Source organism: Streptomyces sp. NPDC026500 (genome assembly GCF_055567635.1).
Genome location: NZ_JBVHQB010000004.1, coordinates 452,097 through 477,896 on the forward strand (window position 1 = coordinate 452,097; position 25,800 = coordinate 477,896).

Below are 25,800 nucleotides of genomic sequence, written 5' to 3' on the forward strand. Positions count from 1 at the left end.
GCTACTTTTGGGGAGAAAACGCGCGGATGCGAATGGGGGACGCACGTGTCCGAAGATCCGGGCAGTGAACGTGTGATCGCGGGGCGCTACCGGCTGCTCTCGCCCTTGGGCGAAGGCGGTATGGGAACGGTGTGGCGCGCCCGCGACGAAGTGCTGCAGCGCGAGGTCGCCGTGAAGGAGGTCCGCGCCCCGGCCGGACTTCCGACGTCCGAGGTCGAGCGGATGTACGCGCGCCTGGAGCGGGAGGCGTGGGCGGCCGCCCGTATCTCCAACCGCAATGTGGTGACGGTGTACGACGTGGCCATGGAGGACGGCCGGCCCTGGATCGTGATGGAGCTGATCCGCGGCATCGCGCTCTCCGATCTGCTGGACGCCGAGGGGCCGTTGGCTCCGCAGCGCGCCGCCCACATCGGCGCCGAGGTGCTCTCCGCGCTGCGTGCCGCGCACGAGGCGGGGGTGCTGCACCGGGACGTGAAGCCGGGCAACGTCCTGATGTCGAACGACGGTCGGGTCGTCCTGACGGACTTCGGGATCGCGACGGTCGAGGGCAGCTCCGCCCTGACCATGACGGGCGAGGTCATCGGATCGCCCGAATTCCTGTCCCCGGAGCGGGCGTTGGGGCGTACCCCCGGGCCCGAGTCGGATCTGTGGTCGCTCGGAGTGCTGCTGTACGCGGCGGTCGAGGGCAACTCTCCCTTCCGGCAGAACACTCCGCTCAGCACCCTGCGGGCCATCGTCGACGAACCGTTGCCGGTGCCCCGCCGTGCCGGTCAGCTCGCTCCCGTGATCGAGGGGCTGCTCGCCAAGGACCCGGCCGAACGGACGAGCGCGGAGTCGGCCGAGCACCAGCTGCGCGTGGTCGCGGGGGGCGGTACGGCGACCACGCGGCCCATGGGCGCCGCGCCTCGGGTCTCCTCCGACCCGCCGACGATCGCGGCGTTCAACCAGCCCCCGCCGTCCTCGCCGACACCGCCCCAGGGGTTCGGTCCACCTCCCGCGACCGTGCCCTCGGCCACCTCCACGGCGGAGCCCGACCGCAATCGCCGCGCGGCCGTCGCCCTGATCGCAGGCCTGGTCGCGCTGGCGCTCGCCCTCGGCGGGCTGACGTACGCCCTGCTGAACCGCGACAACGGAAACGCCGGGAACAGCGGGCAGGGGAACAGCAGCAGCGGGGGCACCGACAGCGGCGGGACCTCGGGCGGCAGGACGAGCGAGGCTGCCACCGCCGGTGCGACCGGCGGCGGAAGTCCCTCCAGCAGCGGTCCCGGGGGCGGGAACTCGACCACCGCTCCACCCGCGCAGTCGGTACAGGTGACGGTCGCGGGTCACGACACCGACTACAACGGCGTCTGTCCGCCGCCCGGCACGGAGGCCCCCTCGTTCACGGTGACCTTCACGGTGGGCCGCGTTCCGGTGGATGTCGAGTACCGCTGGGTGACCAAGACCGGTGACGTGACCGATCCGAGCTGGAAGACGCTCTCGTTCCCCGCGGGCGGTGGCAGAACACAGCAGAAGACGGTCGTGGCGACGACGTACGACACGAGCGGGGAGTTCGCCAACGCGATCAGCGTGGAGGTGCGCAGCCCGGTCCACACGACCTCCAACTCCGTTCCTTTCACGATCACTTGTGCGACGGAGACCCCGACGGACGGGGCCTCCGCATCCGTATCCGCATCCCCTTGACGGGGGCTACGGGGCTGACGGTGTCCCTCGGCAGGGCGGACGTGCTCCCTGGCGGGGACAGGTGCATTCTCGAGGGGTTCCGGGGTGGGGGCCCGGAGGTCAGACGGCTCCGGAGAAGGCCGGCAGATATCCACCGGAGTGGCCGCTCGCGGTCGGGTGGTACGACTCGCCGATGTTCAGCCAGTTCAGGCTGTGCAGCCAGGCGTCACCGGAGCAGATCTCGTGGCCGGTGAAGTTGCCCCTGACGTCGGCGAAGGTGAAGCCATGGGCGGCGGCACGCTGAGCGATCGCGCTGTCCAGATAGTCGGCCGCGCCATTGATCGCGGACCGCTCGGTCTCCGAGAGTCCGGTCAGGCAGCTGCCGTTGAGCTTGTAGAAGCGGGGGTAGCCGATGACGACCACATGGGCGGCCGGCGCCTTCGCGCTGATCGCCGAGTAGACGGAGTCGAGGTTGCCGGGGAGCGTGGAGTCGACGTACGCCTTCGCCGTGGCGATGCGCGCGAGACAGGTGCTCTCGGACTGCAGGACACAGGTCGTCATGACGTCGGAGAAGCCGGCGTCGTTGCCGCCGATGGTGATCGAGACGAGACCCGTGGAGGAGCTGAGCGGGCCGAGCTGATTCGCCGTGACATCACCCGTACGAGCGCCTGAGCAAGCGGTGAAGTCGAACGACGAGGGTGAATGAGCGGCGTTCCAGAGATAGGGGTACGCCTTCGTGCTGCGATCGCAGGAGCCACTGGAGCTGATGTAGCTCCCTGCGCCGACACCGGAGGAATAGGAGTCACCGAGGGCCACGTAGCCGGTGGCCGCCGCGGTTTGCGCCTGCGCCGCGGATGCCCCGGTGAGGGCGAGGCCGACGGCGAGGAGGAGTGAGGTCACGGATGCCGAAAATCTGGGACGTTTCATGGAACCTCCCTTTAGCAGGATCTCTGCCACAACTTTGGTAGCAGCTACGCGTGTTGACAGGAAGTGTCCATGCCAAGACTCTTAGGCCTCAACCGCCGGATTCGCCCCCGTTCATCACATATTTCGCTACATGTCCATGACAGTTGGATGACGGTCGGATGACACGGGACGACGCCCTGTCAACTCCCCAGGGGGCCAGGCGCACGTCCCGCACAGGGCACAGCGACGCCGTTCGGGGCCATCAACTCTGTTGATCCGCACGGCAGTTACCGAAAGAAGGCGTCAACTCCGGAAGCACGCGTCCAAAAGTCGGCCAGAAATCCCGGGAACGCCGTCCGCGTCTTGACGCCCGCAGGACCGTTGCGCCACATTGAAGCCCGGCATCCGGCGCTTCGGGGGGCAAAGTCGCCAATGCAGGCCATACGCATCAAGACATCTTCATCCGACACCGACGAGCGGTCGCGGAAGGGTCCGGGGAGGGACCTGCTGCCGCTGCTCGCGGGTGCCGCGACCGTGGTCGGGGGCGTCGGCGCGCTTCTGGCGCTCGCCGACGTGAACTCACCCCTGCGCGGCCCGTTCACCCTGTTCTTCCTGCTCGCGGCGCCGTCGGCCGCCATCGCGGCCGCACTGCGCGGGCTGGAACCCTTCGGACGCGTCCTCGCGTCCCTCGCCGGCGCGGTCACTCTGGACATGCTGGTGGCCCAGGGCATGCTCGCCGTGCACCGGTGGTCGGTTCCCGGCGGGATCGTGGCGGTGGCCGTGCTCAGTTCGCTGATTCTGCTGTCGGCGTCGGTGGGGCGACGGCGCCACCGCACGACGGGCCGACGAACCCCCTGATGGGCAGGGGCCGAAAGGCAAGGATTCCCCGAGGACGCGGCACATCGGCGCGCCCGAGGGGTGGGTGGTGACACCCGGCCGGAGCGGTTCGAGCCGGCCTGCGGAATCCTCAAACGGATGGGAAAAATCCGCTCGAGGCGCTGAGTAACGGTCAAACCAACAAAAACGTGAGGCCTCGTTCCAGGTCTTGCCATACAGACTCAATCGTCAATACCGTCGTACATCTCACCCGCATCGGTCCATCATCAGCGGCTCTAGGGGAGGGCTCAAGGACCGCGATGGTTTCCGGCGCGGGGCGCGGTTGGGGGGTGCCGTACTCGGTGACCAGACCTGTGCCGAGTCGTGCCGCGCGACCGGCTCCTCTTTTCGGAGCTGGCCAGCTTTGCCAGCTCACCCGGCATGTACGGAGATCCATTTCAGCATGCCGTCAGTGAGAACCCCCCTTTCGAACCGGACAAAGAGCCGGACCGCCCAGGGGCGGGCGGTCCACCGGACGAGAGGGACCAGACTCATGAGCTCAGTCCTGCGCCCAGCCATCTCGGGCGATGATCCGTTAGTGGCCGCCAAGTACCGGCCCATCTCATCTCACCTGGCCATCGCGCCACCGGTGAGTGTCGTGATTCCCGCCATGAACGAGGCGGAGAATCTCCCCTACGTCTTCAAGACCCTTCCCTCGTGGATCCACGAAGTGGTCCTGGTCGACGGCAACTCCACCGACAACACCGTCGAAGTGGCCCGTGACCTGTGGCCGGACGTCAAGGTCGTCGAGCAGCGCGGAAAAGGCAAGGGCGACGCCCTGATCACCGGGTTCGAGGCGTGCACCGGCGACATCATCGTGATGGTCGACGCGGACGGCTCGGCGGACGGCCACGAGATCGTGTCGTACGTCTCCGCGCTGGTGTCCGGGGCCGACTTCGCCAAGGGCTCGCGGTTCGCGAACGGCGGCGGCACGTCCGACATGACGCCGATCCGCAAACTCGGCAACCGCGTGCTCTGCGCGACCGTCAACGCCAAGTTCGGCGCCCGCTACACCGATCTCTGCTACGGATACAACGCGTTCTGGCGGCACTGCCTCGACAAGATCGAGCTCGACTGCACGGGCTTCGAGGTCGAGACCCTGATGAACATCCGGGTGGTCAAGGCAGGTCTGAAGGTGCAGGAGATACCCAGCCACGAGTACCTCCGCATCCACGGCACCAGCAATCTGCGCGCCGTGCGCGACGGCCTGCGGGTGCTAAAGGTGATCCTCAAGGAACGGTCCAACCGGCGCGCGCTGCGCCGCAGGCCGCACGCCGCCCAGCTCGACTCCGGCCAGGGAGAGGTGTCTTGAGCACGCAGGACATCTCCGTGGTGATCTGCGTCTACACCGAGGACCGCTGGGAGGACATCCTCGCGGCGGTCTCCTCGGTGCGGGCGCAGTCCCTGCCCGCCCTGGAGACGCTGCTGGTCGTGGACCACAACGCCGTCCTCCTGGAGCGGCTGAGCAGGGAGTACAAGGAGACCGACGGGGTGCGGGTGCTCGCCAACGCGGGCCCCCGCGGTCTGTCCGCCGGCCGCAACACCGGGATCGCCGCCTCGCACGGGGCCGTCATCGCGTTCCTCGACGACGACGCCGTCGCCGAACGGGACTGGCTGCTGCACTTCGCCGAGGGCTTCACCGATCCGCGGGTCATGGCCGTCGGCGGCCGAACGATGCCGATCTGGGCGTCCGGCCGCCGTCCGGTCTGGTTCCCCGAGGAGTTCGACTGGGTGGTGGGCTGCACGTACAAGGGGCTGCCGCCGGGCCGCGTACGGGTCCGCAATGTCCTCGGCGGCAACGCCTCTTTCCGCCGAACGGCGTTCGACGCGGCGGGCGGCTTCGCGACCGGCATCGGCCGGGACGGCGACAAACGTCCGCTGGGCTGCGAGGAGACGGAGCTGTGCATCCGCCTCACCCGTGCCCGGCCGGACGCGATCCTGCTGATCGACGACCGCGCGGTCATCCACCACCGGGTGCCCGAGGCCCGCGAGCACTTCGGCTACTTCCGTACCCGCGCCTACGCCGAAGGTTTGTCCAAAGCCCTGGTCGCCCGAAGTGTCGGCGCCGACAAGGGACTTGAGTCGGAACGCCGCTACTCGACCCGGGTGCTGCCGGCCGGCGTGCTGCGCGGTCTGCGGGACGCGGCGCTGGCCCGGCCGGGCGGCGCGGGCCGCGCGGGCGCGATCGTCGCCGGGGTACTGACAGCGGCCGGGGGGTACGTACTCGGGAGCATCCGGGCCCGCCGGAGCGGGGCCACGTTCTCCGTGGTCTTCGTCACGGCGGTCGAGGGGGTCCCGGACGACGAGGGGGCGGCGGCATGACCGAACCGGTACCGATCCTGATGTACCACTCCATCGCGCGCTCGCCCGACGACGCGACCCGCGCGCTGTCCGTCTCCCCCGAGGCGTTCGCCGAGCAGATGGCACTGCTCGACGACCGCGGGTTCACACCCCTCGACACCGCCCGGCTGGCGTCGAGCTGGCGCTCGGGCGGACCGCTGCCCGCGCGGCCCGTGCTGATCACCTTCGACGACGGCTACGAGGGCGTGCACCTGCACGGCCTGCCCGCGCTCGCCAAGTACGGCTTCGCGTCCACCCTGTTCGTCTCGACGGGGTGGATCAGGGGCGCGTACGACACCGGGGGCGGCCTCGACGCCATGCTCGACTGGGACCAGGTGCGCAGGCTCGCGGGCGAACAGATGGAGATCGGCGGGCACAGCCACACCCATCCGCAGCTCGACCAGATCGCCGACGACGCGCTCTGGTTCGAGCTGCTGCGCTGCAAGGAAATCATCGCCGACGAACTGGGCGCCCGCCCCGTGTCGTTCGCGTACCCGTACGGCTACTCCAGCCCACGGGTGCGCCGTACGGTGCGTGAGGCGGGGTTCACCCAGTCGCTCGCCGTCGGCAACGGTCTCGCACGGCGACGCCAGGGCCCCTACGCCCTGCAGCGCGTCACCGTGCGTCGTACGACCGGTATCGAGGAGTTCGAGCGGCTGGTCGAGGGCCGTGCGATCACCCGTACCTTCGCCCGGGACCGCGCCCTCACCAAGGGGTACGCCATGGTCCGAAGAGCACGACAGGTCCGCCGGAAGGCCATCCGTTCCCGTGTCTGACACGACGACCACAACCCAGGCTTCCACGCCCACGACCGAGGCACCCGAACAGCGGCCGGGACGCCGCCTGCGGCTGCCCGGCCGGGGCCGCAAGGGGGCCGACGGGGGCAGCCAGCTGTTCCGCAACGCCTACGCCCTCATGCTCAACACCGGGATCTCCGCGGTGCTCGGGCTCGGGTACTGGCTGATCGCCGCCCGCTACTACACCGACGCGGCGGTCGGTCAGGGTTCCGCCGCGATCGCCGCGATGAAGCTGCTCGCCGGTGTGACCGCGGTGACGCTGACGGGCGCGCTCGCCCGCTTCATCCCGGTCGCGGGGCGTGCTACCGGGCGGCTCATCTTCCGTACGTACGCGGGCAGTTCGGTGGTCGTGGCGGTGGCCGCCGGGATCTTCCTGCTCACCCTGAACGCATGGGGGCCCTCGTACCGCTTCCTGCACGGCACGCTCCACGGGCTCGGATTCGTCATCGCGGTCATCGCCTGGTCGCTGCTGACGCTCCAGGACGGCGTGCTGACGGGGCTGCGCAGCGCGCTGTGGGTGCCGGTCGGCAACACCGTGTTCTCCGCGGTGAAGCTGGTGCTGCTGGTCGGACTCGCCGCCGCGATCCCCACGTCGGGCGTCTTCGTCTCCTGGGTGGCCGCCATCGCCCTGTCGGTGGTGCCGCTCGGGCTGCTGGTGTTCCGGCGGCTGGTTCCGCGGCACATAAGAGCGACGAAGGACCACGCGAAGCCGCCGTCGCTCAGGGAGATCGGCCGCTTCCTCGCCGGCGACTACACCGGTTCCCTGTTCTCGCTCGCCGTCGTCTATCTCGTCCCGGTGATCGTGGCGTCGCAGGTCAGTTCCGCCGACAACGCGTACTTCTACATCACCACGACCATAGGCGGCACGGTCAACCTGCTCGCCATCAACATGGGCGCCTCGCTGACCGTCGAGGGGTCGCACGAACCGGCGCGGCTGGCCGCCAACACCCGGGCCGCGCTCAAGCGCATGGCCCGGATCATGCTGCCGGTGTGCGGACTGCTCTTCCTCGGCGCCCCGTTCATCCTGCACGTGTTCGGCGACGGCTACGCGCACGCGGCGACCCCGCTGCTGCGGTGGTTCGCCGTCGGCGCGCTGCTGCGGGTGGTCATGGAGACGTACTTCGCCGTCCTGCGTGCCCAGAGCCGGACCTCCGGACTCGCCTATCTCCAGGGCCTGTTGTGCGTGCTCGTGCTCGGTCTCACGGTGTTCCTGCTGCCCCGTATGGGCCTGACCGGCGCCGGCGTCGCGGAGATCTCCAGCCTCGCGGTGATCGTGACGATCGCCGCGCCGAGGCTGTTCAGGATCGTCCGCACCGCACCCCCCGCCGAGCGGCCCGAGGACGCGGCGCCGGACGGGGACCTCGCCGACCTGGGGGCGCGCGATGTCGCCGTCACCGAGCCGCGCGAGCCGAAGCGCGGGCCCGCCTGGGCCCTCGACTCCGACACCCTCGCCCTCGGTGTCCACGTCGACTTCGACCACCAGGAACGCAGGCCCGACGTGCGTCCGGGGCCCGGCACCCCGCCGAGCGGGACACCCGCGGCGCGGCGCCCGACGTGGGCGCTGCGGCAGCCGTCCGTGGGTCTGCCGGTCGAGGCCCGCGAGCCGGGCTCGGAGGCGTCGCTCGGCCCGTCGGAGACACCGGAGGTCGACGCCCCGTTCGAGGCGCGGGACCCGGGGAGCGCTCCGCCGGGGACGCGGAGCACGCCCGCCGACGGATCGCCCGCCGAGTCCCGGCCCGCCGCGGAGACCCGGCCCGCCACCGACGGCCGGCAGCCGCCCGGCGACCCACCGCTGTCCTTGCGCCGGCGCGTCCTGCGCCCGTCGAAGCCCGGCGTCGTCCTCGGTTGTCTCCTGTTCTCCGCGCTGCTCCTCTACTGGGTGCCCGCGCTGAGCCTCAACGACGGTTCCCTGGCCCGCATGGGCGGCCTCGGCCTGATCTCCGTGCTCCCGCTGCCCACCCTCGTCGGCGCGGCTCTGCTGGTCACGGTCTTCGCCTCACTGCTCTGGATGAACAGCGAGCACCGGGGCCTGCTGCTGATCACCCTGCTCGCCACGGTCGTGTCCCTGCACGCGCTGCCGGCCGTCATCGAGACCGAACCGCGGTTCGCGACCGCCTGGCAGCACCTCGGGTTCCTGGACTACATCGACCGCACGGGGTCCGCCGTACCGGACCTGGACGCCCGCTGGAGCTGGCCCGGCTTCTTCGCGGCGGCCGCGTTCGTCGCGAGGGCCTGCGGGGTCACCGACCTCACCGAGGTCATCCGCTGGTGGCCGCTCACCATCCAACTCCTCTATCTGGCACCGATGTTCCTGCTCGTCCGCTCGATGCGGGCGAGCTGGCGCGCCAAGTGGACGGGCATCTGGTTCTTCGCCCTCTGCGGCTGGGTCGGCCAGGACTACTTCTCCCCGCAGGGCTTCACCTACCTGCTGTACCTGATGTTCGTGGCGATCCTGCTCGTGTGGTTCCGGGCGCCGCGCGTGCTGTGGGCGAAACGGCGGCCGGGCGAGGCCGAGGTCGAACCGGCGAACCGCCGTCAGCGGGCCGTGCTCCTCATGATCCTGATCGCCCTGTTCGCGGCCACCGTCCCGGCGCACCAGCTCACCCCCTTCGTGATGCTGGGCGTCCTCGCGGTGCTCGTCATCGTCGGCCGCTCCGAACTGCGCGGTCTGCCCATCCTGTTCGCCGTCCTGGTCGCCGCCTGGGTCGGCTTCATGGCCGAGCCGTACTGGTCGGGCCACTTCGACGAGCTGTTCGGCGGGGTCGGCGGCGTCGGCAGCAATGTGTCGACGTCGGTTTCCGGCCGTATCCAGGGCGGCAGTTCGACCCACAAGCTCGTGCTGTACACCCGGGTGCTGCTAGCCGGCGCTCTGATGGTCTTCGCCTGCTGGGGCTGGTGGCGGCGGCGCGAGCACAAGTACCGCGAGCGGTCGCTGCTCGTCCTGACCTTCGTCCCGTTCCTCGGCTTCGGCATGCAGTCGTACGGCGGCGAAATGGCCCTGCGTGTCTTCATGTTCGCCGTCCCTGGCGCGGCCCTGCTCGCCGGACTCGCGCTCTTCCCGCGCACCGGAGTCACCGGGAAGGAACGCGACAAGGACCGGGTGAGCCTCGCCCCGATCGCCGCCCTGATGGCGGGCCTGCTCCTCATGGGCGGCTTCCTCGTGGCCCGTTGGGGCAACGAGGCCTTCGAGCGGATCAGGCCGGGCGAAGTCACGGCCATGAACTACGTGTACGCGCACGACGATCCGACGGTCCGGCTGCTGTGGATGAGCAACGACACCCTCGACAACGTGACACCCGCGATGCCCTGGGGCGCCAAGGACATGGAGAAGGTGCAGTACGTGCCCACCCTCGCGCCCGTCGACCCGGTCCTGGTGTCCGGGCTGGTCAAGGCGCTCAAGGACGCGGGCCCCAACTCGTATCTGATGATCAACCGCAGCCAGGTGGTCTATCTCGAGATGGACGTGGGCTATTCGACGACCTGGGAATCGAGGCTGATCACCAACCTCGACGACCGGCAGGAACTGAAGAAGGTCCTGGTCAACGACGACGTCACCATGTACACGCTGCGCAAGCAGCCCGAGGGCAGAGTCCCGCGGGCCGATCCCGGTCCGATCGGACCGCAGGTCACCTGGACACCCTGGTCGGTCGTCGGCGGCCTCGCGGCCATCGCCCTCATCGTGCTGTTGACGGCACGGGAGATCGTCCGGATCGCGGTGCGGCCCGGCATACGGCAGTTGCAGTGGCTGCAGAGCAGCTTCTGGTTCTCGCTGCCCCTGCTGGCGGTCCTGCTGGCCTCACTGGTGCAGCGGTTCCTGACGATGAATTGACGGACGGACCGCGCGGCGGGCAGGGGGCTGTGCGTACGAGGTGAAGTGGCTCAACGGGACTACCGGCTGAGCCACTTCACCTCGTACGCGGCCATCTCGAACCGCTTCCCGTCGACCTTCGCGCTGATCGACCGGTCCAGGGTGTTGACCACGAGGACGGTCTTGTCGGAGGCGAGGACACGCACGTTGGGCACGTCGTCCGCGGCGACGGAGACGTTCTCGTAGGCCGTCCCCGGCGGGAACGCCTTGCCGAAGCGGGAGACCAGGTCGTACATGGGGAGTTCCTTCCCCCCGCCGGCTGTGTCGGTCGGTGTCCACAGACAGCCGGCGCAGCCTGTGCCCTTCTCGTTCTCCGGGTTCCAGTAGAAGCCGGAGGAGGCGCCGCCCCTGACCATCGCGATCAGGCCGCTCGCCTGGACGGCGACCCGGTGGGTCTCGGACCAGCCCTTGCGCTCGTCGTTGCCGTCGGCGGGTTCGACGTAGTACTCGGCCCACCACAGCGGCAGTCCGCGCGTCCGCTCGCGCACCCAGTTGCCGACGGCCGTGAGCTTGTCCGTGGCCGCGAACTCGTTCGGCAGCGTGTCGTCGTCGTTGGTGTAGCTGGAGCCGTCCACGACCACGAAGTCGGCGCCCGCCTTGTGCTCGTTCCAGTAGTCGAAGGCGTCCAGGACCCGCTGGTCCATGGCGCCCCAGGTGCCCCGCACGGTCGGGGACGCGTCCTGGGTCTGACGCGGGTCGAAGCTGTCCATCACCAGGTAGGGGCCACCCACCATGATGTCCTTGTCCACCTTCTTCAGCGCCTTGTAGACCAGGTTGTAGAGCTCGGTGTAACCCTCGTAGTCCCAACGGCCCTTGCTGTCGTTCCAGAAGCCCTTGAACTCGTTCCAGACGATGAAGTGCCGTACGTCGGGATAGCGTCTGGCGACGGTCGCGGCGAGCGCGGCGAAGTCCGCGAAGTGGGACGGCTCCGGGGCCGTCTCCAGCGACGACTGGCTCCAGTTCGTCTTGTCGGCGCCGGACTTGCCGCCCTTCATCCAGTCCGGTGAGCAGCACAGCGTGACGATCGGGGTGCCGCCGGACCTGCGGACGAAGTCGATGCGGCTGTCCATCTCGGAGAAGTCGTAACGCCCCTTGGACGGCTCGGGGTTGCCCGCTCCCCAGCCCATGATGTGCTGGTTCTGCGGCAGCGACACCTGGTCCTTGCCCAGCAGCCCCTCGACCCGCTCGGTGGCGGCGCCGCTGCCCTCGTCGGCGCTGAACTGGGTGTGGGTGAAGCCCCAGCCCACCTCGGGCCGCGGTGAACGGGGCGGAGTGACCGGTGTGCCGTGCACTTTGTCTCCGTCGCGGGTCGTGCCCGCGGTGCTCCCGCCGTCCCCCGGCAGGGTGTTGATCAAAGTCACCACCAGGGCCAGCACGGCCACGCCCACGCCGATCAGCGCGGTGAGGCGCCACCGTTCCGTCCCCGAATTCCACCCATGACGTCCCATCATGGGCCACAGTAACGGGGGGAATCAGGCGCGGGACAGATCTCGTCGCACCACAGCCCTGTAACAGGACGGAGGCGATACACCGGAAGAGCGGGACCGCGCACGACACACGCGACGCACCGCGGAAACCGGGTGCACGGGGCGCCCTTGTGACAGATCATGGCGACATGTCTGCGAACCCACACGACGCTCTGCCGATCAGGCTCAACGTCGACGACAGCGACTCGCCGTCGGATGTCGTCGACGCGCTGTTCCTCGGTCGCTTCGCGACGGGCGAGCAGCCGCACTCGCACGCGGCGAACATCGACCGCGTACGGTCCGGGGCCACCCTGCTCCCACCGGGCGCCCGGGTGCTGCGCTCCGCGCGCGACGACGACCGCAGCGCCACCCTCGCCGAGGGCGACGGCTGGACCCTGCTGGTGTCCCGCTGGAACCGGGGTGCCGACGTCACGGTGACCGCGACCACCGTCGAGCTGGCCGAGAAGGTGCTGAAGCAGGCCACGGACGGCGCGGCGGACGAGCCGGAACCGCAGCCGGAGAACGTGACGATGGGCTTCTGGTACGTGTCGCCGCGCCGGGGCCCGCACCGCACGACCCGGCAGATCTCGGCGGGGACGTGGGAGGAGGTCCGCGCCAACTACACGGCACCGGTGGCCGACGCCATGGACCGTCTGATGAAGACCACCCCGGAGGACATCGCGGGCCGGCTGCTGCTGCTCCACGGTCCACCCGGCACCGGCAAGACCTCCGCCCTGCGCACGCTGGCGCGTTCCTGGCGGGACTGGTGCCAGGTGGACTGTGTGCTGGACCCCGAGCGGCTCTTCTCCGACGTCGGCTATCTGATGGACATCGCGATCGGCGAGGAGGACGGCACCGGCAAGGGGCGCTGGCGGCTTCTGCTCCTCGAGGACTGCGACGAGCTGATCCGCGGCGAGGCGAAGCACACCGCGGGCCAGGCGCTCTCCCGGCTGCTCAACCTCACCGACGGCCTGCTCGGCCAGGGCCGTAACGTCCTGGTGGGCGTCACGACGAACGAGGACCTGGAGCGCCTCCACCCCGCCGTCGTCCGCCCCGGCCGCTGCCTCGCCCGGATCGAGGTCGGACCGCTCACCGGCCGCGAGGCGGTGGGCTGGCTGGGCACCGAGGAAGGCGTCTCGCGCGAGGGCGCGACCCTCGCGGAGCTGTACGCGCTGCGCCGCGGAACGACCCCGACCTCGGTACCGGACCAACGCGAGGGCGCGGACGCGGGGCTGTATCTGTAGGGGACCTGGCTGGGGCTCGGGCTCGGGCTGGAGCTGAGACCGGGGCTGGAGCTGAGACCGGGGCTGGAGCTGAGACCGGGGCTGGAGCTGAGACCGGGGCTGGAGCTGAGACCGGGGCTGGAGCTGAGGCCGGGGCTCGGGCAGGGCTCGGGCTGGAGTGGGGTGCCGGAGTTCGGGATGGAACGTGGGCCCGTGCTCGGGCCTGGCTCGGGCTGGAGTTGGGGCCGGAGCCAGACCCGCTACTGCTCGGGCCGGGCTACTGCTCGGGCCAGGCTGCGGCTACTGCTCCGCCCCTGCTGCGGCTGCGGCTGCGGCTGCGGCTGCGGCTGCGGCTGCGGCTGCGGCTGCGGCTGCGGCTGCGGCTGCGGCTAGGCTCCGCCCTCGTAGGCTGCCCTCAGTGCGTCTCGTACGGCGTCCAGGGCCGCGTTCTCGGTCAGGCCGAGGCGTCGCGCGCGCTCGGCGTAGGCCTGTGCCGCGGACGCGGCCTCGCGTGACGCGGCGTCCCCCGCGGCGGCCACGAACGTACCGTTGCGGCCCCGCGTCTCGATCACCCCGTCCGACTCGAGGGCCCGGTAGGCCTTGGCCACGGTGTTGGCCGCGAGGCCGAGCGACTCGGCCAGCCCCCGTACCGTGGGCAGCTTGTAGCCGACCGGCAGCGCGCCGGACCGGGCCTGCTCGGAAATCTGGGCGCGCACCTGCTCGTACGGCGCGGCCCCCTCTGCGATGCGGATCTTCAGGGTCACGCGGCGATTGTCCCGTACCCGCCGGAAAATGAGAGGCATCCGCACGCGGGCCCCGCGTAGCGTGCGATGCCATGACCGTGATCGTTCGCGAACTGCGGCGCGGGGACCCGGTGGACGCCGCGGGCTTCGCCCGCATCCGCCACCAGGCTCTCCCGTTCATGCTCTTCACCCCCGAGTCCATCGCCTACGACGTGGAACAGGCCCATCCCGACTCCCACTACCGGCCGTTGCTGGCCGAGGAGGACGGCGAGCTGATCGGCACCGCACAGGTGGGCCTCGTGTACGACAGCCCGGAGCCCGGTCAGGGGAGCGTCAACATCCATGTGCACCCGGAGCGGACCGGGCGCGGCGCGGGTTCGCTGCTGGCCCGCACCGCCGAGGAACGGCTCGCCGCGCTGGGCGCGACCAGACTGCACGCCTGGGTGTCGGACGCCCCCGCGTACCGCGCCTTCGCGGAGAAGCGGGGCTATCGCGCGGCCCGCTCGGCACACTTCCTCCGCCTCGATCTGGCGAACGGCACCCTGCCGCCGCTCCAACCCCCGCCACCCGGCGTGGAGTTGCGCACCGGAGCGGACTTCGCGGACGACCCGCGGCCGCTGTTCACGCTGGACGCGGAGACGCTCCTCGACGAACCGAGCGACGTCGACCGCGAGTTCACGGACTACGAGGCCTGGCTGACGGAGACCTGGCGTCACCCGCTTCTGAGCCATGAGCTCACCTCCGTCGCGCTCGTCGACGGCCGCCCGGCGGCCTTCAGCGCGGCCCGCACCGACGGCGTCACCCGCTACGCCACCGTGATGACCGGCACCGGCCGCGCTTTCCGGGGCCGGGGTCTCGCCAAACTCGCCAAGAACCACTCCCTGCACCGGGCCCGCGCGGCCGGGTGCACGGACGCGTTCACGGGCAACGACGCCGCCAACGGGCCGATGCTGGCGATCAACAAATGGTTCGGTTACGAAATCTGCGCAACGGAGGTGAAGTATGTCCGTGACCTCGGCTGACACGCCTGGCTCGTTGGAGGTCGTACTCGTCAAGGCGGGCCGCACGAAGATCAGTTATCCGGCCGAGCTGCTCGCCGACGACGGCACCCGGGTGGTCGTGCGCGCGCCGTGGGCGGGCGACACCGTCCGCGACTTCGGCTTCGTACGGTTCGAGAAGGGCGATGTCTTCACCGAGTACTACTGGCGGGACCGCTGGTACGCGGTGAAGGAGGTCCGGGACGCCGATGGCGTACGCAAGGGCTGGTACTGCGACATCACCCGCCCGGCCACGGTCTCCGGGGGCCGGCTGGTCGTCGAGGATCTCGACCTGGACCTGTGGCTCTCCGCGGACGGCACGGACGTACTGCGCCTGGACGAGGACGAGTTCGCGGAGAGCGGCCTGGCGACCACCGACCCGGCTGCCGCGGCCGCCGCCGAGAAGGCCCTGGACGACCTCGAACACCTGGCCCGCGAGGGCGGCTTCGAAGCACTGCTGGTGTAGGTGCCGACACGGCGGGCGGCGCCGGCCTGCACTGCCGCACGGCCGGCGTCGGCCCGTGCCGCCTCAGCCCGTGCGGTCTCGCCCCGTGCGGCGGCCCGTGCAGGGTCGGCCCGTGCGGCACCACGGGCGACGTCGGCCCGCGGTGCCGCCTGATCGGAGCCCCCCCAGAGCCCCGCTCAGGGGGCGCCACTCCCAGAGAGGGACGCGCCCCTCCCCGAAGCGCCCCCTCGGAGCGCCCGCTCAGAAGCCGGCCACCACGGCGTACCTCTCGTCGTCGACGTCCCGTCCCCACAGCCGCGCGTCCGCCGACAAGGGCTCCACGCGCAGGTCGGCGGCGTCGGGCACCAGCGGCCGGAGCAGGGTGGCCAACCGCTCGGCGGATATACCGACCGGGCTCAGGGTCCCCCACACACCCTCGACGAGCACCAGTCGCCCGCCCGGGCGCAGAAGTCCGCGCCAGTGCCGCAGCACGCGCTCGGGATCGGGCAGCGCCCACAGCACATGGCGGCTGAGCAGGACGTCGAAGCGCTGCTCGCCGACGGGCGGTGCCACCGCGTCACCGATGAGGAACACCGCGTCACGTCCGGCCAGCTTGGCGCGGGCGAGGTCGATCATGCGCGGCGAGAGGTCGACCCCGGTGACCCGGTGACCCCGCTCGGACGCGATGAGCGACAGGCTGCCGGTGCCGCAGCCGACGTCGAGCACATCGCCGGCCCGCTCGGGCAGCCAGCTCGCCAGCCGGGCGGCCCAGGCGGCGCGGACCACGGGGTCACGCAGACCGTGGTCCGGCTCGTCGTCAAAAGTGGTGGACTCCGCGTCCCAGTCGACGCCCGACCCCGGATTCATGCCACTGTTACTCACCATGCGCTCCAGAGTGACACCCACCACTGACAGTCGACGGGTGCCCACCACGGACAGCCGATGGGTGACCGCCGCCACAGACAGATCGCGACCGATGAGGAACTCTCCCCGAAACGGTCTACCTCCGTACAACCGCGGAATCCGGTAGACGCAAGGAGGCAGCCATGCGCCGTGTGACCGTGCAGAAGCCCCTGAGGAAGTCGGACTCCCGCCGCGTACGGGACGAGCCCGACGAGCGCCCCGCCGAGCGCCCGGAGGTCCGGAAGGACATCGCGCGCACCTGGTGGCCGGACGGCTGAGCCGCCGCGCCCCCACGGCGCACGCGGCCTGCGGTGAACGCCGTCAGGCCGGCCGCTTGCGGTAGTGGATCCGGTCGTACGGCCCGTCCGTGCGCCGCTCGATCACCTCGTACCCGTACTTCGGGTAGATCTTCTGGTTCTCCCACATCATCGCGTTCGTGCAGAGCCTGATCTCGTCCAGCCCGAGCGCACGCGCGTGAGCGTCCACGAATCGCAGCAGCCGTCCCCCGATGCCCCGACCGTGGGCATCGGGCCGGACCGCGATGGTGTCGAGATACAGATGGTCCGCGCGCTCCTGGACGACCACGAGCCCCGTCACCGGCTCCCCCGTGACGTACACCCGCTCCGCCGCCACGTTCGCCGCGTGGTCCGCCTCCATGGGCATCGGAACGAGCCCGATGCGCTCGACGTACGGCTGGAACGCGGCGTCGATCACGGCCTTCACGACGGGCACGTCGGCAGCGACGGCCACCCGCACTCCGAACCCCTCGGGCGGCTCCCCGGCCTCCCCGGACGTTTCGTTCATGCTCCGCACGCTACCTGCCCGGCCTTCACGGGAGAGACCGGCTGGTGCCGTCGTGGCTGACAGTGGCGAGGGGCCCGAGGGCCGAGAAGGCGACACCCCGGACAGCATCGGTGTGCCCGGTGAGCGGGCCGTGGACTTTCTCCCCGGTTGCGGGGTTCCACAGCTGGGCTGTCGCGTCGTCGGCGCCGGTGGCCAACAGCCGCCCGTCGGGGCTGAGGGCCGCGCACGCCACGGAGGCGGTGTGACCGGTCATGGGCTCCCCGACCGGCTCCCCGGCGCGAGGCCTCCGCAGGCGTGCGGTCATGTCCGCACCGGTCGTCACCATGAGACCGTCCGGACCGAAGGCGATACGGCAGCTCCGAACCGCGACTGCCGACGGATCGCGCGCTCCATCACCGGTAGCCGGGGCACCCGTTGGGGAGCACGCGGTAACGGCTCCCCCTGGAGGGTCACAGGGTCTCTGCAACAGCCCATCCTGAGCCCCCCGTTAGCCCCGCCTTAACGGCGCCATAAGGATCTCCGTCACCCGCCTCCAGCAGGCGATTCCACGGCTTCTTGGGGCTAGCTTTCTGATCACCCCCCACGGGATCCCGGCACGGAACGCCGTGCGGGACTCACCCCACGCACCAGGACAGTTCGAGGAGTTCCCCCATGTCCTCACGCCGCAAGGCCGCCGGCGTCGCCGTCCTCGGCATCGCCCCGCTCGCCCTGTCCGCGCTGGCCGCCGCGCCCGCCTCGGCGCACGGCTCGATGGGGGACCCGGTGAGCCGCGTGTCCCAGTGTTACGCGGAGGGTCCGGAGAACCCCAGGTCGGATGCCTGCAGGGCGGCCGTCGCGGCGGGCGGCAAGCAGGCGCTCTACGACTGGAACGGCATCCGCATCGGCGACGCGAACGGGCGGCACCAGGAGCTGATCCCGGACGGCAAGCTGTGCAGCGCCGGCAACACCGAGTTCAAGGGACTCGACCTGGCGCGCTCCGACTGGCCCGCGACGAGCGTGAGCAGCGGCTCGTACACCTTCAAGTACCGGGTGACCGCGCCGCACAAGGGCACGTTCAAGGTCTACATCACGAACAAGGGCTACGACCCGTCGCAACCGCTGGCCTGGGGCGACCTGGACTTGGCGCACCCGGTCGCGACGGTCACCGACCCCGCGGCCTCGGGCGGCTTCTACACCTTCTCCGGCACCCTCCCGGAGCGCTCGGGCAAGCAGCTCCTGTACGCGGTCTGGCAGCGCTCGGACAGCCCGGAGGCCTTCTACTCGTGCTCCGATGTCGCGTTCGGCGGCAGCGGCGCCGACGCGGGCGGCGGCAAGGGCGCGGGCGGCGGCGCCGCTCCCGCCCCGAGCGCCTCCGCGCCGTCCGACAAACAGATCGAGGACGGCAGCGACAGATCGACGGTGGAGCACCACGGCCACGGCGACAACGACGCCGGTACGTCGGCGGAGCCGACCGCGAGCGCGGAAGCCGCCGGGGTCTCCGGAGACACCGAGACCACCGCGGACGCCAGGACGGCCGAGGCCGGCGAGGCCACCGCGGAGTCCGCGGGGAACCTGCCGGACGCCGCCGGTTCCTCCGAGAGCCTCGCCGAGACCGGCGGCGACTCCTCCACCTCGTACCTCGCGATCGGCGGTTCCGCCGCCCTGGCGCTCGGTGCCGCGGCGCTGTTCGCCTCGGTGCGGCGGCGCGCGACGCCGGACAGCCGGCGCGGGCGCTAGGACCTGTCTGACAATTCCCGCCGGGCCGGCGGCGCCTGGCACCGCTCCCCCAAGCTCTTCGAGCAGGGGGGACCCCCAGCCGCGGTGTCGGGCACGACCGAGTACGACCGGTACGAGGGCGACCCTCCGCCTTGCGATGCACGGCACCGGACGCCGCGGTCCGATCCGACGCGAATTGTCAGACAGGCCTAGGACCGAACGACTCCGGGGGCTGACCGGCGGCTCAGGCCGGACAGCCCCCGGTGGCGTGCTCAGCCGTCCGCGTTCCGGATACGTTCGGAACGCGGACGGACGAACGATCACGCCGACATGCTCGGGCGGACGACCGTGGACGAGTGGTCCGCCGAGCCGGTCAGCTGAACGCGGACGCGCAGGTGGTGGCGGAGGCGTGCGCCGGGTCGAGCGCGTTCGCCACCTCGTGGTACGCGATCCGGTCGAAGATCCCGATGGCCACGTGCTCGGAGAGGTCGAGCACGCACAGGTTCTGCAACAGGACGTTGTGGACGTCGGATCCGCTCAGGAACTGCGAGTCGTACGGCGTGACCACCTCGTCGTGCCTGGTGGCGATGACCGTGTAGTGGACGCCGGCGACGGTGTCGCCGCCCGCGTTGAGCTTGGTCAGGAACGCGGAGCCGGCGACCTGGTCCGCGAGTCCCGGAGTCGCCGCGGACAGCAGGTCCCCGGCGCCCGGGAAGTACGGCAGCAGGTTGGCGAGGCCGTTGAGGGTCGTGCCGTGGTTGTCGGGGGCGATACCGACGAGGGCGTTCACCTTGGCGGCTCCGCCGAGGAACTTGAGGTAGTAGCGGGGCATCATGCCGCCCTGCGAGTGGCCCACCAGGTCGGCCTTGGCGGCGCCGGTCGCGGCGAGCACCTTGTCGACGAAGACCTGGAGCTGTGCGGCCGACTGGTCGATGGGGCCGAGGCCGTTGAAGAGCGGGACGCCGGGCAGCTGCCCGTAGTCGAGGGAGAAGACGCAGTACCCGCGGCTGGTCAGGTAGGGGGCGAGGGCCAGCCAGTTGTCGATGGAGTTCCCGAAGGTGCCATGGACGAGGACGACGGGGCGGGGATGCGCGGCGGACGGCTTGCAGGAGTAGTTGTTCCAGCCACTGCTGGGGGCGGAATCAGCTTGTGCTGTGGCGGCGGGGACGACCGCGACCGTGGCGGTCAGGACCAGCGCGGCCAGGGGTCTGAGCACTCGCTTCCAGGGCAGCATCGAGTGTTCTCCTTGCGGCTCAAGGGAGTTGTGGGGGTGTACGCCCTGTGATCCGGATCACGAGGATGCTGTTCACTCGTCAAGTTACGGTCGAGTAGCAGATGTGTGAAGTTACGCGTCAGTAAAAACTTCCAGTGATAACTGGAGCGACTATCCCGGTCGACCGACCGTTACCAGGCAGGCCTGATGGGACCGTAGGGCGCGATGCTCACCAAACGCGTACACAACGCGCGTATTTCGCCCTCTCCCAGCACTTCGGCCCACGCCCGAACGGCATCCGCGGCAGCCTCTTCAGCCGCTCGGGTGCACGCCCATCCGAGCTCGGTGAGCACGACGAGCCTGGCCCGCGCGTCGTCGGGATGCGGCCGCCGCTCGACATACCCCTTGCGGACAAGTTCCTCGACGAGCTGACTGGCGGCCTGCTTGGTCACCCCGAGATGGGCGGCGAGGTCGGTGACCGTCGCCCCGTCCGGCGCGAGCCGCGCGAAGGCGAAGCCGTGCGCGGGCCGGATCCCCTCGAATCCCCGGGCGACCACGCCGTCGTGGATACGTTGCGTCAGCTCGCCGGCGGTGGCGAGCAGGGCGGCGGACAGGGCCATGGCCTCGGAGTTCTGCACGCATGCATTGAAACACCCTTGACGATTCGGTCAAGCTGCTTGACTATATTCCTGAGCCATTGGTCAAGCTGCTTGACCAAATACCATCGACCCAGGAGGCACCCGTGCCCGTCGTCCGCTCGTCCGAAGCCGTCGTCCATGAGATCCACGGCGCCCGTTTCGTCTCGTACGCCGCTCCGCGCAGCGGCAGCAAGGAGCTGTGCGCCTGGCGCGCGGAGATTCCCGCGGGGCATCAGGCCCCCGTGCACACCGTCAACCGCGAGGAGATCTTTCTTCTCCTCTCCGGCGAGCTGCTGGTCACACTGGACGGCATCACCGAGCGGATCACCGCGGGCGACACCGTGATCATCACCCCGGGCGCGACCCTCGGCATCGAGAACCCGACCCGGGAGACCGCGCTCTCCTGGGTCACCACCTCCATCGGCCTCCGGGCGGAACTGGCCGACGGCTCGGTCCTCACCCCGCCCTGGGCCAACTAGGCCTGCGGGGAAGGCGGGACGGCCCGTCCGGAGGGGCGGGGGCGCGACGGGCCCTGCCGGGAAGGCGGGACGGGAGGCCGCTCTCCGGGCGGAGCCGCCAGCCCTCGTACGGACGTCAGGCGGCCAGTGTCCCCGGGCCGATCACATGGGGGCCGAACTTCGCCCGCGCCCGGTCCGCGACCTGCTCGATGCGGCGGACCTTCTCGTCGACCGGATCGAAGGTGAGCTGGTGGGAGGCCTGCGCCGCGGGGGTCAGACCCTCGGCACGCAGGGCGATCACACGGACCCGGGCGCGCTGGAGGCCGAGCGCCTCGTACATCCGGTACGCGCTGTCGGTCAGCGTCGAGGAGTGGGCGGTCGGTTCCTTGAGGGTACGGCTGCGGGTGGTCGCGGAGCGGTCGGCGTAGCGCACGGTGAGGGTCAGCGTGCGGCAGACCTGCTCCAGGGCGCGCAGCCGGGTGCCGAGTTCCTCGGTCGCGGAGAGCAGCGCACGGCGGTGCCCGGAGGGGTCCAACTCGTCCTGCCGGAAGGGACGTTCGGCGGCGAGAGAGCAGGAGGCGGCGTTCGGCACGACCCGGCCCCGGTCGATGCCGGACGTCTTCTCGTGCAGTTCGCGGCCGGCCCGGACGCCGGTGAGGCGCTGGAGCGTGGACAGGGGCGCGGCCGCGACCTTGCCGATGGTGTCGAGGCCGTACTCGCACAGGGTGCGGGCGGTGGCGCCGCCGACGCCGGGCAGCGCGACGACGGGCCGTTCGGCGAGGAACTCCGTTACGGCGTCCGGCCCTTCGGGCACCACTCGGGGCACCCCGGGTGCGGCGTCCCGCAGTGCCATCCGCGCCAGCATCGGTCCGGGCCCGGCGCCGATCACGCAGTCGATCCCGTACAGGGCGAGAGTCCGCACCCGGATCAGCGAGGCGAACTCGACGGCACCGCGCCCGAAGTACCGCTCGGCACCCCGCAGATCGAGCAGTGCGCCGTCGGGTGGCAGTGCCTCGATGACGGGCGTGAACTCCTCCAGTACACCGAGGAGTTGAGGCAGAGCCGCCTCGTGCATCGGAGGCAGCTGGAAACGTACGCAGAGGATGGTCATCCCGCACTCCCCGGGCTCTGGTGCCACAACTTCTTTCCCCCCGCGGGCCCTTCGCCCGCGGGACGCAGATCGGCCCAGGGGTGCATCTCGTACCCCGTGGGCATCCGGATCGTCCGGCCCCCGGCCGGATCACCGTCACCGGACATTCCCGGCCGCCGCGGCTCCCCCGGGCCGCCCGACTCCCCCGGCCTCTCCGGCCTCTCCGGTGCGGGCTCGGCCAGTCGCGCCGCCACCACGTCGAGGCCGCCCTCGGCGCGCAGCTCGACCAGTTCGGCGAGGTTCCAGGCCGCCGCGCCCACCACGCTGAGGCTGCGCGGTCCGCGGCGCTGCACCACTCCGCGCACGAGCAGCAGCCAGGAGTGGAAGACGGTGTGGGCGCAGGCGTCGTGGGAGTCGTCGAAGAAGGCGAGGTCGACCAGGCCCGTCCCGTCGTCCAGCGTGCTGAAGATGACCCGCTTGCCGGAGCGGATCGGCGGGGTCTGGGTGGCCGCCTTGGCGCCGGCGACCAGAACCGTCTCACCGTGCCGCGCCTCGCGCAGCCGACGCGCCGTGACCACGCCCAACTCCCCAAGGAACGCGCGGTGGTCGTCCATCAGATTGCGTGAGGCGTCCATCGAGAGCACGCCCAGTTCGGCGCTCAGCCGCTCCGCCGAGGACAGGTCGGGCAGCCCGGCGGAGGCGGTGTTCCGCCCGCCGGACAGAGGGAGTTGGCCGCCGCCGGCGCCCCGGGAGCCGCGGTGCAGTTCGGTCAGGTGCAGTTGCAGGTCACGGCGGTTGGCACCGAACGCGTCCAGCGCGCCGACCTGCGCGAGCCGCTGGGCGAGCGGCCGGCTGGGCCTGGCCCGTTCCCAGAAGTCGAGCAGTGAGGCGTACGGCTGCCCGTCCGCGATCCGCGCGGCCTCGGCCTCGCTGATGCCGTGCACATCGGAGAGCGCCAGCCGGATGCCCCAGCGACCGGCGGGACCGGCGGGACCGGCGGGACCGGCGGAGCCGCCAGAACCGGCGGAGCCGCCGGAGCCGTCGGCAGATACAGACACCGATTCAGACGCCGATTCAGACACCAGTTCGATACGGTGGGCGACCGCCGACCGGTTCACGTCCAACGGCAGGATCGGCACCCCGCGACGCCGCGCGTCCGCCAGCAGCAGCCTCTTCGGATACATCCCGGGGTCGTGCGTGAGCAACCCGGCGTAGAAGGCGGCCGGGTGATGGGCCTTCAGCCACGCCGACTGGTACGTCGGGACGGCGAAGGCGACGGCGTGCGCCTTGCAGAAGCCGTACGACCCGAAGGCCTCGACGATCTCCCAGGTGCGCGCGATGGTCTCGGCGTCGTACCCCTTCAGCGCCGCGTGCTGCGCGAACCAGAACCGGATCCGCTCCTGCGACTCGGGGTCGGAGAGCCCGCGCCGCACCCGGTCCGCCTCGTCGCGCCCGCAGCCGGTCATGATGTCGACGATGTCGATGATCTGCTCGTGGAAGACGACGACTCCGTACGTCTCCTTCAGCGGCCCCTCCAGGTCCGGGTGCGGATAGCGGACCGGCGCCCGGCCGTGCCGCGCCTCGATGAACGGCCGCACCATGTCGGCGGCGACCGGCCCCGGCCGGAAGAGCGAGATGTCGACGACGAGGTCGTGGAAAGTCGCGGGCTGCAGGCGTCCCACCAGGTCCCGCTGGCCCGGCGACTCGATCTGGAAGCAACCCAGCGTCTCGGTGGACTGGATGAGCCGGTACGTCGCCGGGTCGCCCGGCACCATCGCGTCGATGTCCGGCCGGTCCCCCGTGGCCCGCTCCACCTCGGCCACCGCGTGCGCCATCGCGGACTGCATCCGCACGCCCAGCACATCGAGTTTGAGCAGCCCGAGGTCCTCGACGTCCTCCTTGTCGAACTGCGACATGGGGAAACCCTCGCCGCTGGTCGGCATGACCGGCGTACGGGCGAGCAGGGATGCGTCGGAGAGGAGCACCCCGCACGGGTGCATCGCGATGCCGCGCGGGAGGGCGTCGAGGGCTTCGACCAGCTCCCACAGCTTGCCGTACCGGTCCTTCTCCCCGGCCAGTTCGCGCAGCTCGGGGAGTTCGTCCATGGCCGCGCGGGCGTCACGGGCGCGGATGTGCGGGAAGGCCTTGGCGATCCGGTCGATCTCGGCCGGGTCCAGGGAGAGGGCGGCGCCCACATCGCGGATGGCGTGCCGGACCCGGTAGGTCTCGGGCATGGAGACGGTCGCGACCCGCTCGGTGCCGAACCGGCCGATGATCGCGCGGTAGACCTCCAGACGGCGCGCGGACTCCACGTCGATGTCGATGTCGGGCAGCACCGGGCGGCGCTTGGACAGGAAGCGTTCCATCAGCAGCCGGTGCTCGACGGGATCGGCGTGCGCGATGCCGAGGAGATGGTTGACCAGGGAGCCGGCCCCGGAGCCGCGCGCCGCGACCCGGATGCCCATCCCCCGTACGTCGTCAACTACTTGAGCGACCGTCAGGAAGTAGGTGGCGAAGTTGTGGTGGGCGATGATGTCCAGCTCGTGGTGCATCCGTTCCCAGTACTCGCGTCGGCCGGTGTAGCCGCGCAGCACCATGCCCGCCGCCGCCCGGGAGGCCAGGACCCGCTGGGCGGTGCGCCGGTCCGCGCCGACGAGATGCGGCTCGGGAAAGTGCACGCCGCCGATGCCGAGGTCGTCCTCGGGGTCGACACGGCATGCGGCGGCGGTGGCCCGCGTCTGTTCGAGCAGCCGGTGCGCGGTGTCACGGCGGTAGCCCGCCGCCTCGACGATCCGTTCGGCCGCGCCCAGCATGGCGGCCTCGTCCTTGAGCCAGGCCTCGCCGGAGTCCAGCTCGCGCCGGGGGTCGACGGGGACGAGCCGGCGGGCGGCGTCCAGAACGTCGGCGACCGGGCCGAGGCCCGCGTCGGCGTACCGGACGGCGTTGCTGAGCACGGGACGCACGCGCTGCTCGGCGGCGAAGCCGACCATGCGGGCGGCCAGCCGCAGGGAGCCGGGGCCGGTGCCCTGACGGCCGTGCCAGACCGCTTCGAGGCGCAGGGCGTCGCCGTAGATCTCCCGCCAGGGCGCGAGCAGCCCGGCCGCACGGTCGGGACGGCCCGCGGCGAGTGCGCGGCCGACGTCGGAGTCGGGGCCGAGCAGCACGGTCAGGCCTTCGGCGTGGTTGTCCGTCCAGGGCAGCAGCGGCGGGCCGCCCTCCCGGCCGCCCGCATGCGTCGCCGTGACGATTCTGCAGAGGTCGGCCCAGCCGGCCGCGCCGTCCCGGGCGAGGAAGGTCGCACGGGGTGTCGACTCGTCGATGAAGGCACCGCCGCGCACCGGAGTACGGCGCCGCTCCCCCCGTACGGGCTCCCCGACCGCCAGGTCCACCCCGAACAGCGGGCGGATGCCCGCCTTCGCGCAGGCCTTGGCGAACCGGACCGAGCCCGCGAGGGTGTCCCGGTCGGTGAGCGCGAGGGCGTCCATACCCCGCTCGGAGGCGCGCACGGCGAGGCGCTCCGGGTGCGAGGCCCCGTACCGCAGGGAGAACCCGGAGGCGGTGTGCAGATGCGTGAATCCCGGCACACACACCTCCCGACCTGTGAACCTTTACGGTTCTCGAACACTTGTTCCCAGC

22 protein-coding genes are annotated in these 25,800 nt (G+C 70.9%); 12 read left to right on the plus strand and 10 right to left on the minus strand.

Features of this window, described 5'->3' with window-relative positions; translation table 11 throughout:
• Nucleotides 1-45 precede the first annotated feature (45 nt).
• Nucleotides 46-1,683, plus strand: coding sequence for a serine/threonine-protein kinase (locus ACZ4N5_RS10280; RefSeq protein WP_467756652.1), 1,638 nt, complete (start codon nucleotides 46-48; stop codon nucleotides 1,681-1,683).
• Between the two features lie 99 nt (nucleotides 1,684-1,782).
• Here ACZ4N5_RS10280 and ACZ4N5_RS10285 read toward each other — a convergent pair whose 3' ends face one another.
• Nucleotides 1,783-2,589, minus strand: a complete 807-nt coding sequence (locus tag ACZ4N5_RS10285) for an SGNH/GDSL hydrolase family protein (RefSeq protein WP_467756653.1) — start codon at nucleotides 2,587-2,589, stop codon at nucleotides 1,783-1,785.
• Nucleotides 2,590-3,000: 411 nt separating this feature from the next.
• Here ACZ4N5_RS10285 and ACZ4N5_RS10290 point away from each other — a divergent pair, with 411 nt between their 5' ends.
• The 5 genes from ACZ4N5_RS10290 to ACZ4N5_RS10310 all read left to right on the plus strand — a co-directional run bounded on the left by ACZ4N5_RS10290 (nucleotide 3,001) and on the right by ACZ4N5_RS10310 (nucleotide 10,410).
• Complete coding sequence (locus ACZ4N5_RS10290; RefSeq protein ID WP_467756654.1) at nucleotides 3,001-3,426, plus strand: hypothetical protein; 426 nt, start codon at nucleotides 3,001-3,003, stop codon at nucleotides 3,424-3,426.
• Between the two features lie 511 nt (nucleotides 3,427-3,937).
• Complete coding sequence (locus ACZ4N5_RS10295) at nucleotides 3,938-4,756, plus strand: glycosyltransferase family 2 protein (protein WP_355857158.1); 819 nt, start codon at nucleotides 3,938-3,940, stop codon at nucleotides 4,754-4,756.
• A complete protein-coding gene (locus ACZ4N5_RS10300; protein ID WP_467756655.1) occupies nucleotides 4,753-5,766 on the plus strand; it encodes a glycosyltransferase family 2 protein in 1,014 nt (337 codons plus the stop codon). Before ACZ4N5_RS10295 ends, ACZ4N5_RS10300 begins: the two co-directional genes overlap by 4 nt.
• Nucleotides 5,763-6,560, plus strand: a complete 798-nt coding sequence (locus ACZ4N5_RS10305) for a polysaccharide deacetylase family protein (RefSeq protein ID WP_467756656.1) — start codon at nucleotides 5,763-5,765, stop codon at nucleotides 6,558-6,560. Before ACZ4N5_RS10300 ends, ACZ4N5_RS10305 begins: the two co-directional genes overlap by 4 nt.
• The gene (locus ACZ4N5_RS10310) at nucleotides 6,553-10,410 is read left to right on the plus strand and encodes a lipopolysaccharide biosynthesis protein (RefSeq protein ID WP_467756657.1); all 3,858 of its coding nucleotides are present in this window, start codon (nucleotides 6,553-6,555) and stop codon (nucleotides 10,408-10,410) included. The genes ACZ4N5_RS10305 and ACZ4N5_RS10310 overlap by 8 nt, the downstream gene beginning before the upstream one ends.
• Nucleotides 10,411-10,469: 59 nt before the next feature.
• Here ACZ4N5_RS10310 and ACZ4N5_RS10315 read toward each other — a convergent pair whose 3' ends face one another.
• On the minus strand, nucleotides 10,470-11,897 hold the full coding sequence (locus ACZ4N5_RS10315) for a GH39 family glycosyl hydrolase (protein WP_467756658.1): 1,428 nt from the start codon (nucleotides 11,895-11,897) through the stop codon (nucleotides 10,470-10,472).
• Between the two features lie 167 nt (nucleotides 11,898-12,064).
• On the opposite strand from ACZ4N5_RS10315, the gene ACZ4N5_RS10320 reads away from it, so the two are divergent.
• Complete coding sequence (locus ACZ4N5_RS10320; RefSeq protein WP_467756659.1) at nucleotides 12,065-13,159, plus strand: DUF5925 domain-containing protein; 1,095 nt, start codon at nucleotides 12,065-12,067, stop codon at nucleotides 13,157-13,159.
• Nucleotides 13,160-13,527: 368 nt separating this feature from the next.
• Here ACZ4N5_RS10320 and ACZ4N5_RS10325 read toward each other — a convergent pair whose 3' ends face one another.
• The gene (locus ACZ4N5_RS10325) at nucleotides 13,528-13,902 is read right to left on the minus strand and encodes a GntR family transcriptional regulator (protein ID WP_467756660.1); all 375 of its coding nucleotides are present in this window, start codon (nucleotides 13,900-13,902) and stop codon (nucleotides 13,528-13,530) included.
• Nucleotides 13,903-13,973: 71 nt separating this feature from the next.
• Here ACZ4N5_RS10325 and ACZ4N5_RS10330 point away from each other — a divergent pair, with 71 nt between their 5' ends.
• Both ACZ4N5_RS10330 and ACZ4N5_RS10335 read left to right on the plus strand, forming a co-directional pair.
• The gene (locus tag ACZ4N5_RS10330; protein ID WP_467756661.1) at nucleotides 13,974-14,903 is read left to right on the plus strand and encodes a GNAT family N-acetyltransferase; all 930 of its coding nucleotides are present in this window, start codon (nucleotides 13,974-13,976) and stop codon (nucleotides 14,901-14,903) included.
• Nucleotides 14,884-15,384: a ribonuclease FAU-1 family protein gene (locus tag ACZ4N5_RS10335; RefSeq protein ID WP_467756662.1), complete on the plus strand. Its 501-nt coding sequence runs from the start codon at nucleotides 14,884-14,886 to the stop codon at nucleotides 15,382-15,384. The genes ACZ4N5_RS10330 and ACZ4N5_RS10335 overlap by 20 nt, the downstream gene beginning before the upstream one ends.
• 240 nt (nucleotides 15,385-15,624) lie before the next feature.
• Here ACZ4N5_RS10335 and ACZ4N5_RS10340 read toward each other — a convergent pair whose 3' ends face one another.
• Nucleotides 15,625-16,248 carry a class I SAM-dependent methyltransferase gene (locus ACZ4N5_RS10340; RefSeq protein WP_467756663.1) on the minus strand — a complete coding sequence of 208 codons (624 nt, stop codon included), beginning with the start codon at nucleotides 16,246-16,248 and terminating at the stop codon, nucleotides 15,625-15,627.
• Nucleotides 16,249-16,409: 161 nt separating this feature from the next.
• On the opposite strand from ACZ4N5_RS10340, the gene ACZ4N5_RS10345 reads away from it, so the two are divergent.
• Nucleotides 16,410-16,544, plus strand: coding sequence for a hypothetical protein (locus tag ACZ4N5_RS10345; RefSeq protein ID WP_263974428.1), 135 nt, complete (start codon nucleotides 16,410-16,412; stop codon nucleotides 16,542-16,544).
• Between the two features lie 43 nt (nucleotides 16,545-16,587).
• Here ACZ4N5_RS10345 and ACZ4N5_RS10350 read toward each other — a convergent pair whose 3' ends face one another.
• A complete protein-coding gene (locus ACZ4N5_RS10350; protein ID WP_467756664.1) occupies nucleotides 16,588-17,070 on the minus strand; it encodes a GNAT family N-acetyltransferase in 483 nt (160 codons plus the stop codon).
• Between the two features lie 25 nt (nucleotides 17,071-17,095).
• Entirely contained in the window at nucleotides 17,096-17,323 is a 228-nt protein-coding gene (locus ACZ4N5_RS10355) for a WD40 repeat domain-containing protein (protein ID WP_467756665.1), read from the minus strand.
• A 398-nt stretch (nucleotides 17,324-17,721) separates the two neighbouring features.
• Here ACZ4N5_RS10355 and ACZ4N5_RS10360 point away from each other — a divergent pair, with 398 nt between their 5' ends.
• Entirely contained in the window at nucleotides 17,722-18,786 is a 1,065-nt protein-coding gene (locus ACZ4N5_RS10360; RefSeq protein WP_467756666.1) for a lytic polysaccharide monooxygenase auxiliary activity family 9 protein, read from the plus strand.
• 352 nt (nucleotides 18,787-19,138) lie between these two features.
• Here ACZ4N5_RS10360 and ACZ4N5_RS10365 read toward each other — a convergent pair whose 3' ends face one another.
• Both ACZ4N5_RS10365 and ACZ4N5_RS10370 read right to left on the minus strand, forming a co-directional pair.
• Entirely contained in the window at nucleotides 19,139-19,999 is an 861-nt protein-coding gene (locus tag ACZ4N5_RS10365) for an esterase/lipase family protein (protein ID WP_467756667.1), read from the minus strand.
• A gap of 170 nt (nucleotides 20,000-20,169) precedes the next feature.
• Complete coding sequence (locus ACZ4N5_RS10370) at nucleotides 20,170-20,616, minus strand: MarR family winged helix-turn-helix transcriptional regulator (protein ID WP_467756668.1); 447 nt, start codon at nucleotides 20,614-20,616, stop codon at nucleotides 20,170-20,172.
• A gap of 104 nt (nucleotides 20,617-20,720) precedes the next feature.
• Between ACZ4N5_RS10370 and ACZ4N5_RS10375 the strand changes: the two genes are divergently transcribed.
• Entirely contained in the window at nucleotides 20,721-21,095 is a 375-nt protein-coding gene (locus ACZ4N5_RS10375; RefSeq protein ID WP_467756669.1) for a cupin domain-containing protein, read from the plus strand.
• Between the two features lie 115 nt (nucleotides 21,096-21,210).
• Here the strand turns inward: ACZ4N5_RS10375 and ACZ4N5_RS10380 are convergent, their stop codons facing one another.
• Together ACZ4N5_RS10380 and ACZ4N5_RS10385 are read right to left on the minus strand one after the other, a co-directional pair.
• Entirely contained in the window at nucleotides 21,211-22,185 is a 975-nt protein-coding gene (locus ACZ4N5_RS10380; protein WP_467756670.1) for a DNA polymerase Y family protein, read from the minus strand.
• Nucleotides 22,182-25,748 carry a DNA polymerase III subunit alpha gene (locus ACZ4N5_RS10385; RefSeq protein WP_467756671.1) on the minus strand — a complete coding sequence of 1,189 codons (3,567 nt, stop codon included), beginning with the start codon at nucleotides 25,746-25,748 and terminating at the stop codon, nucleotides 22,182-22,184. Before ACZ4N5_RS10385 ends, ACZ4N5_RS10380 begins: the two co-directional genes overlap by 4 nt.
• Between the last annotated feature and the right edge of the window lie 52 nt (nucleotides 25,749-25,800).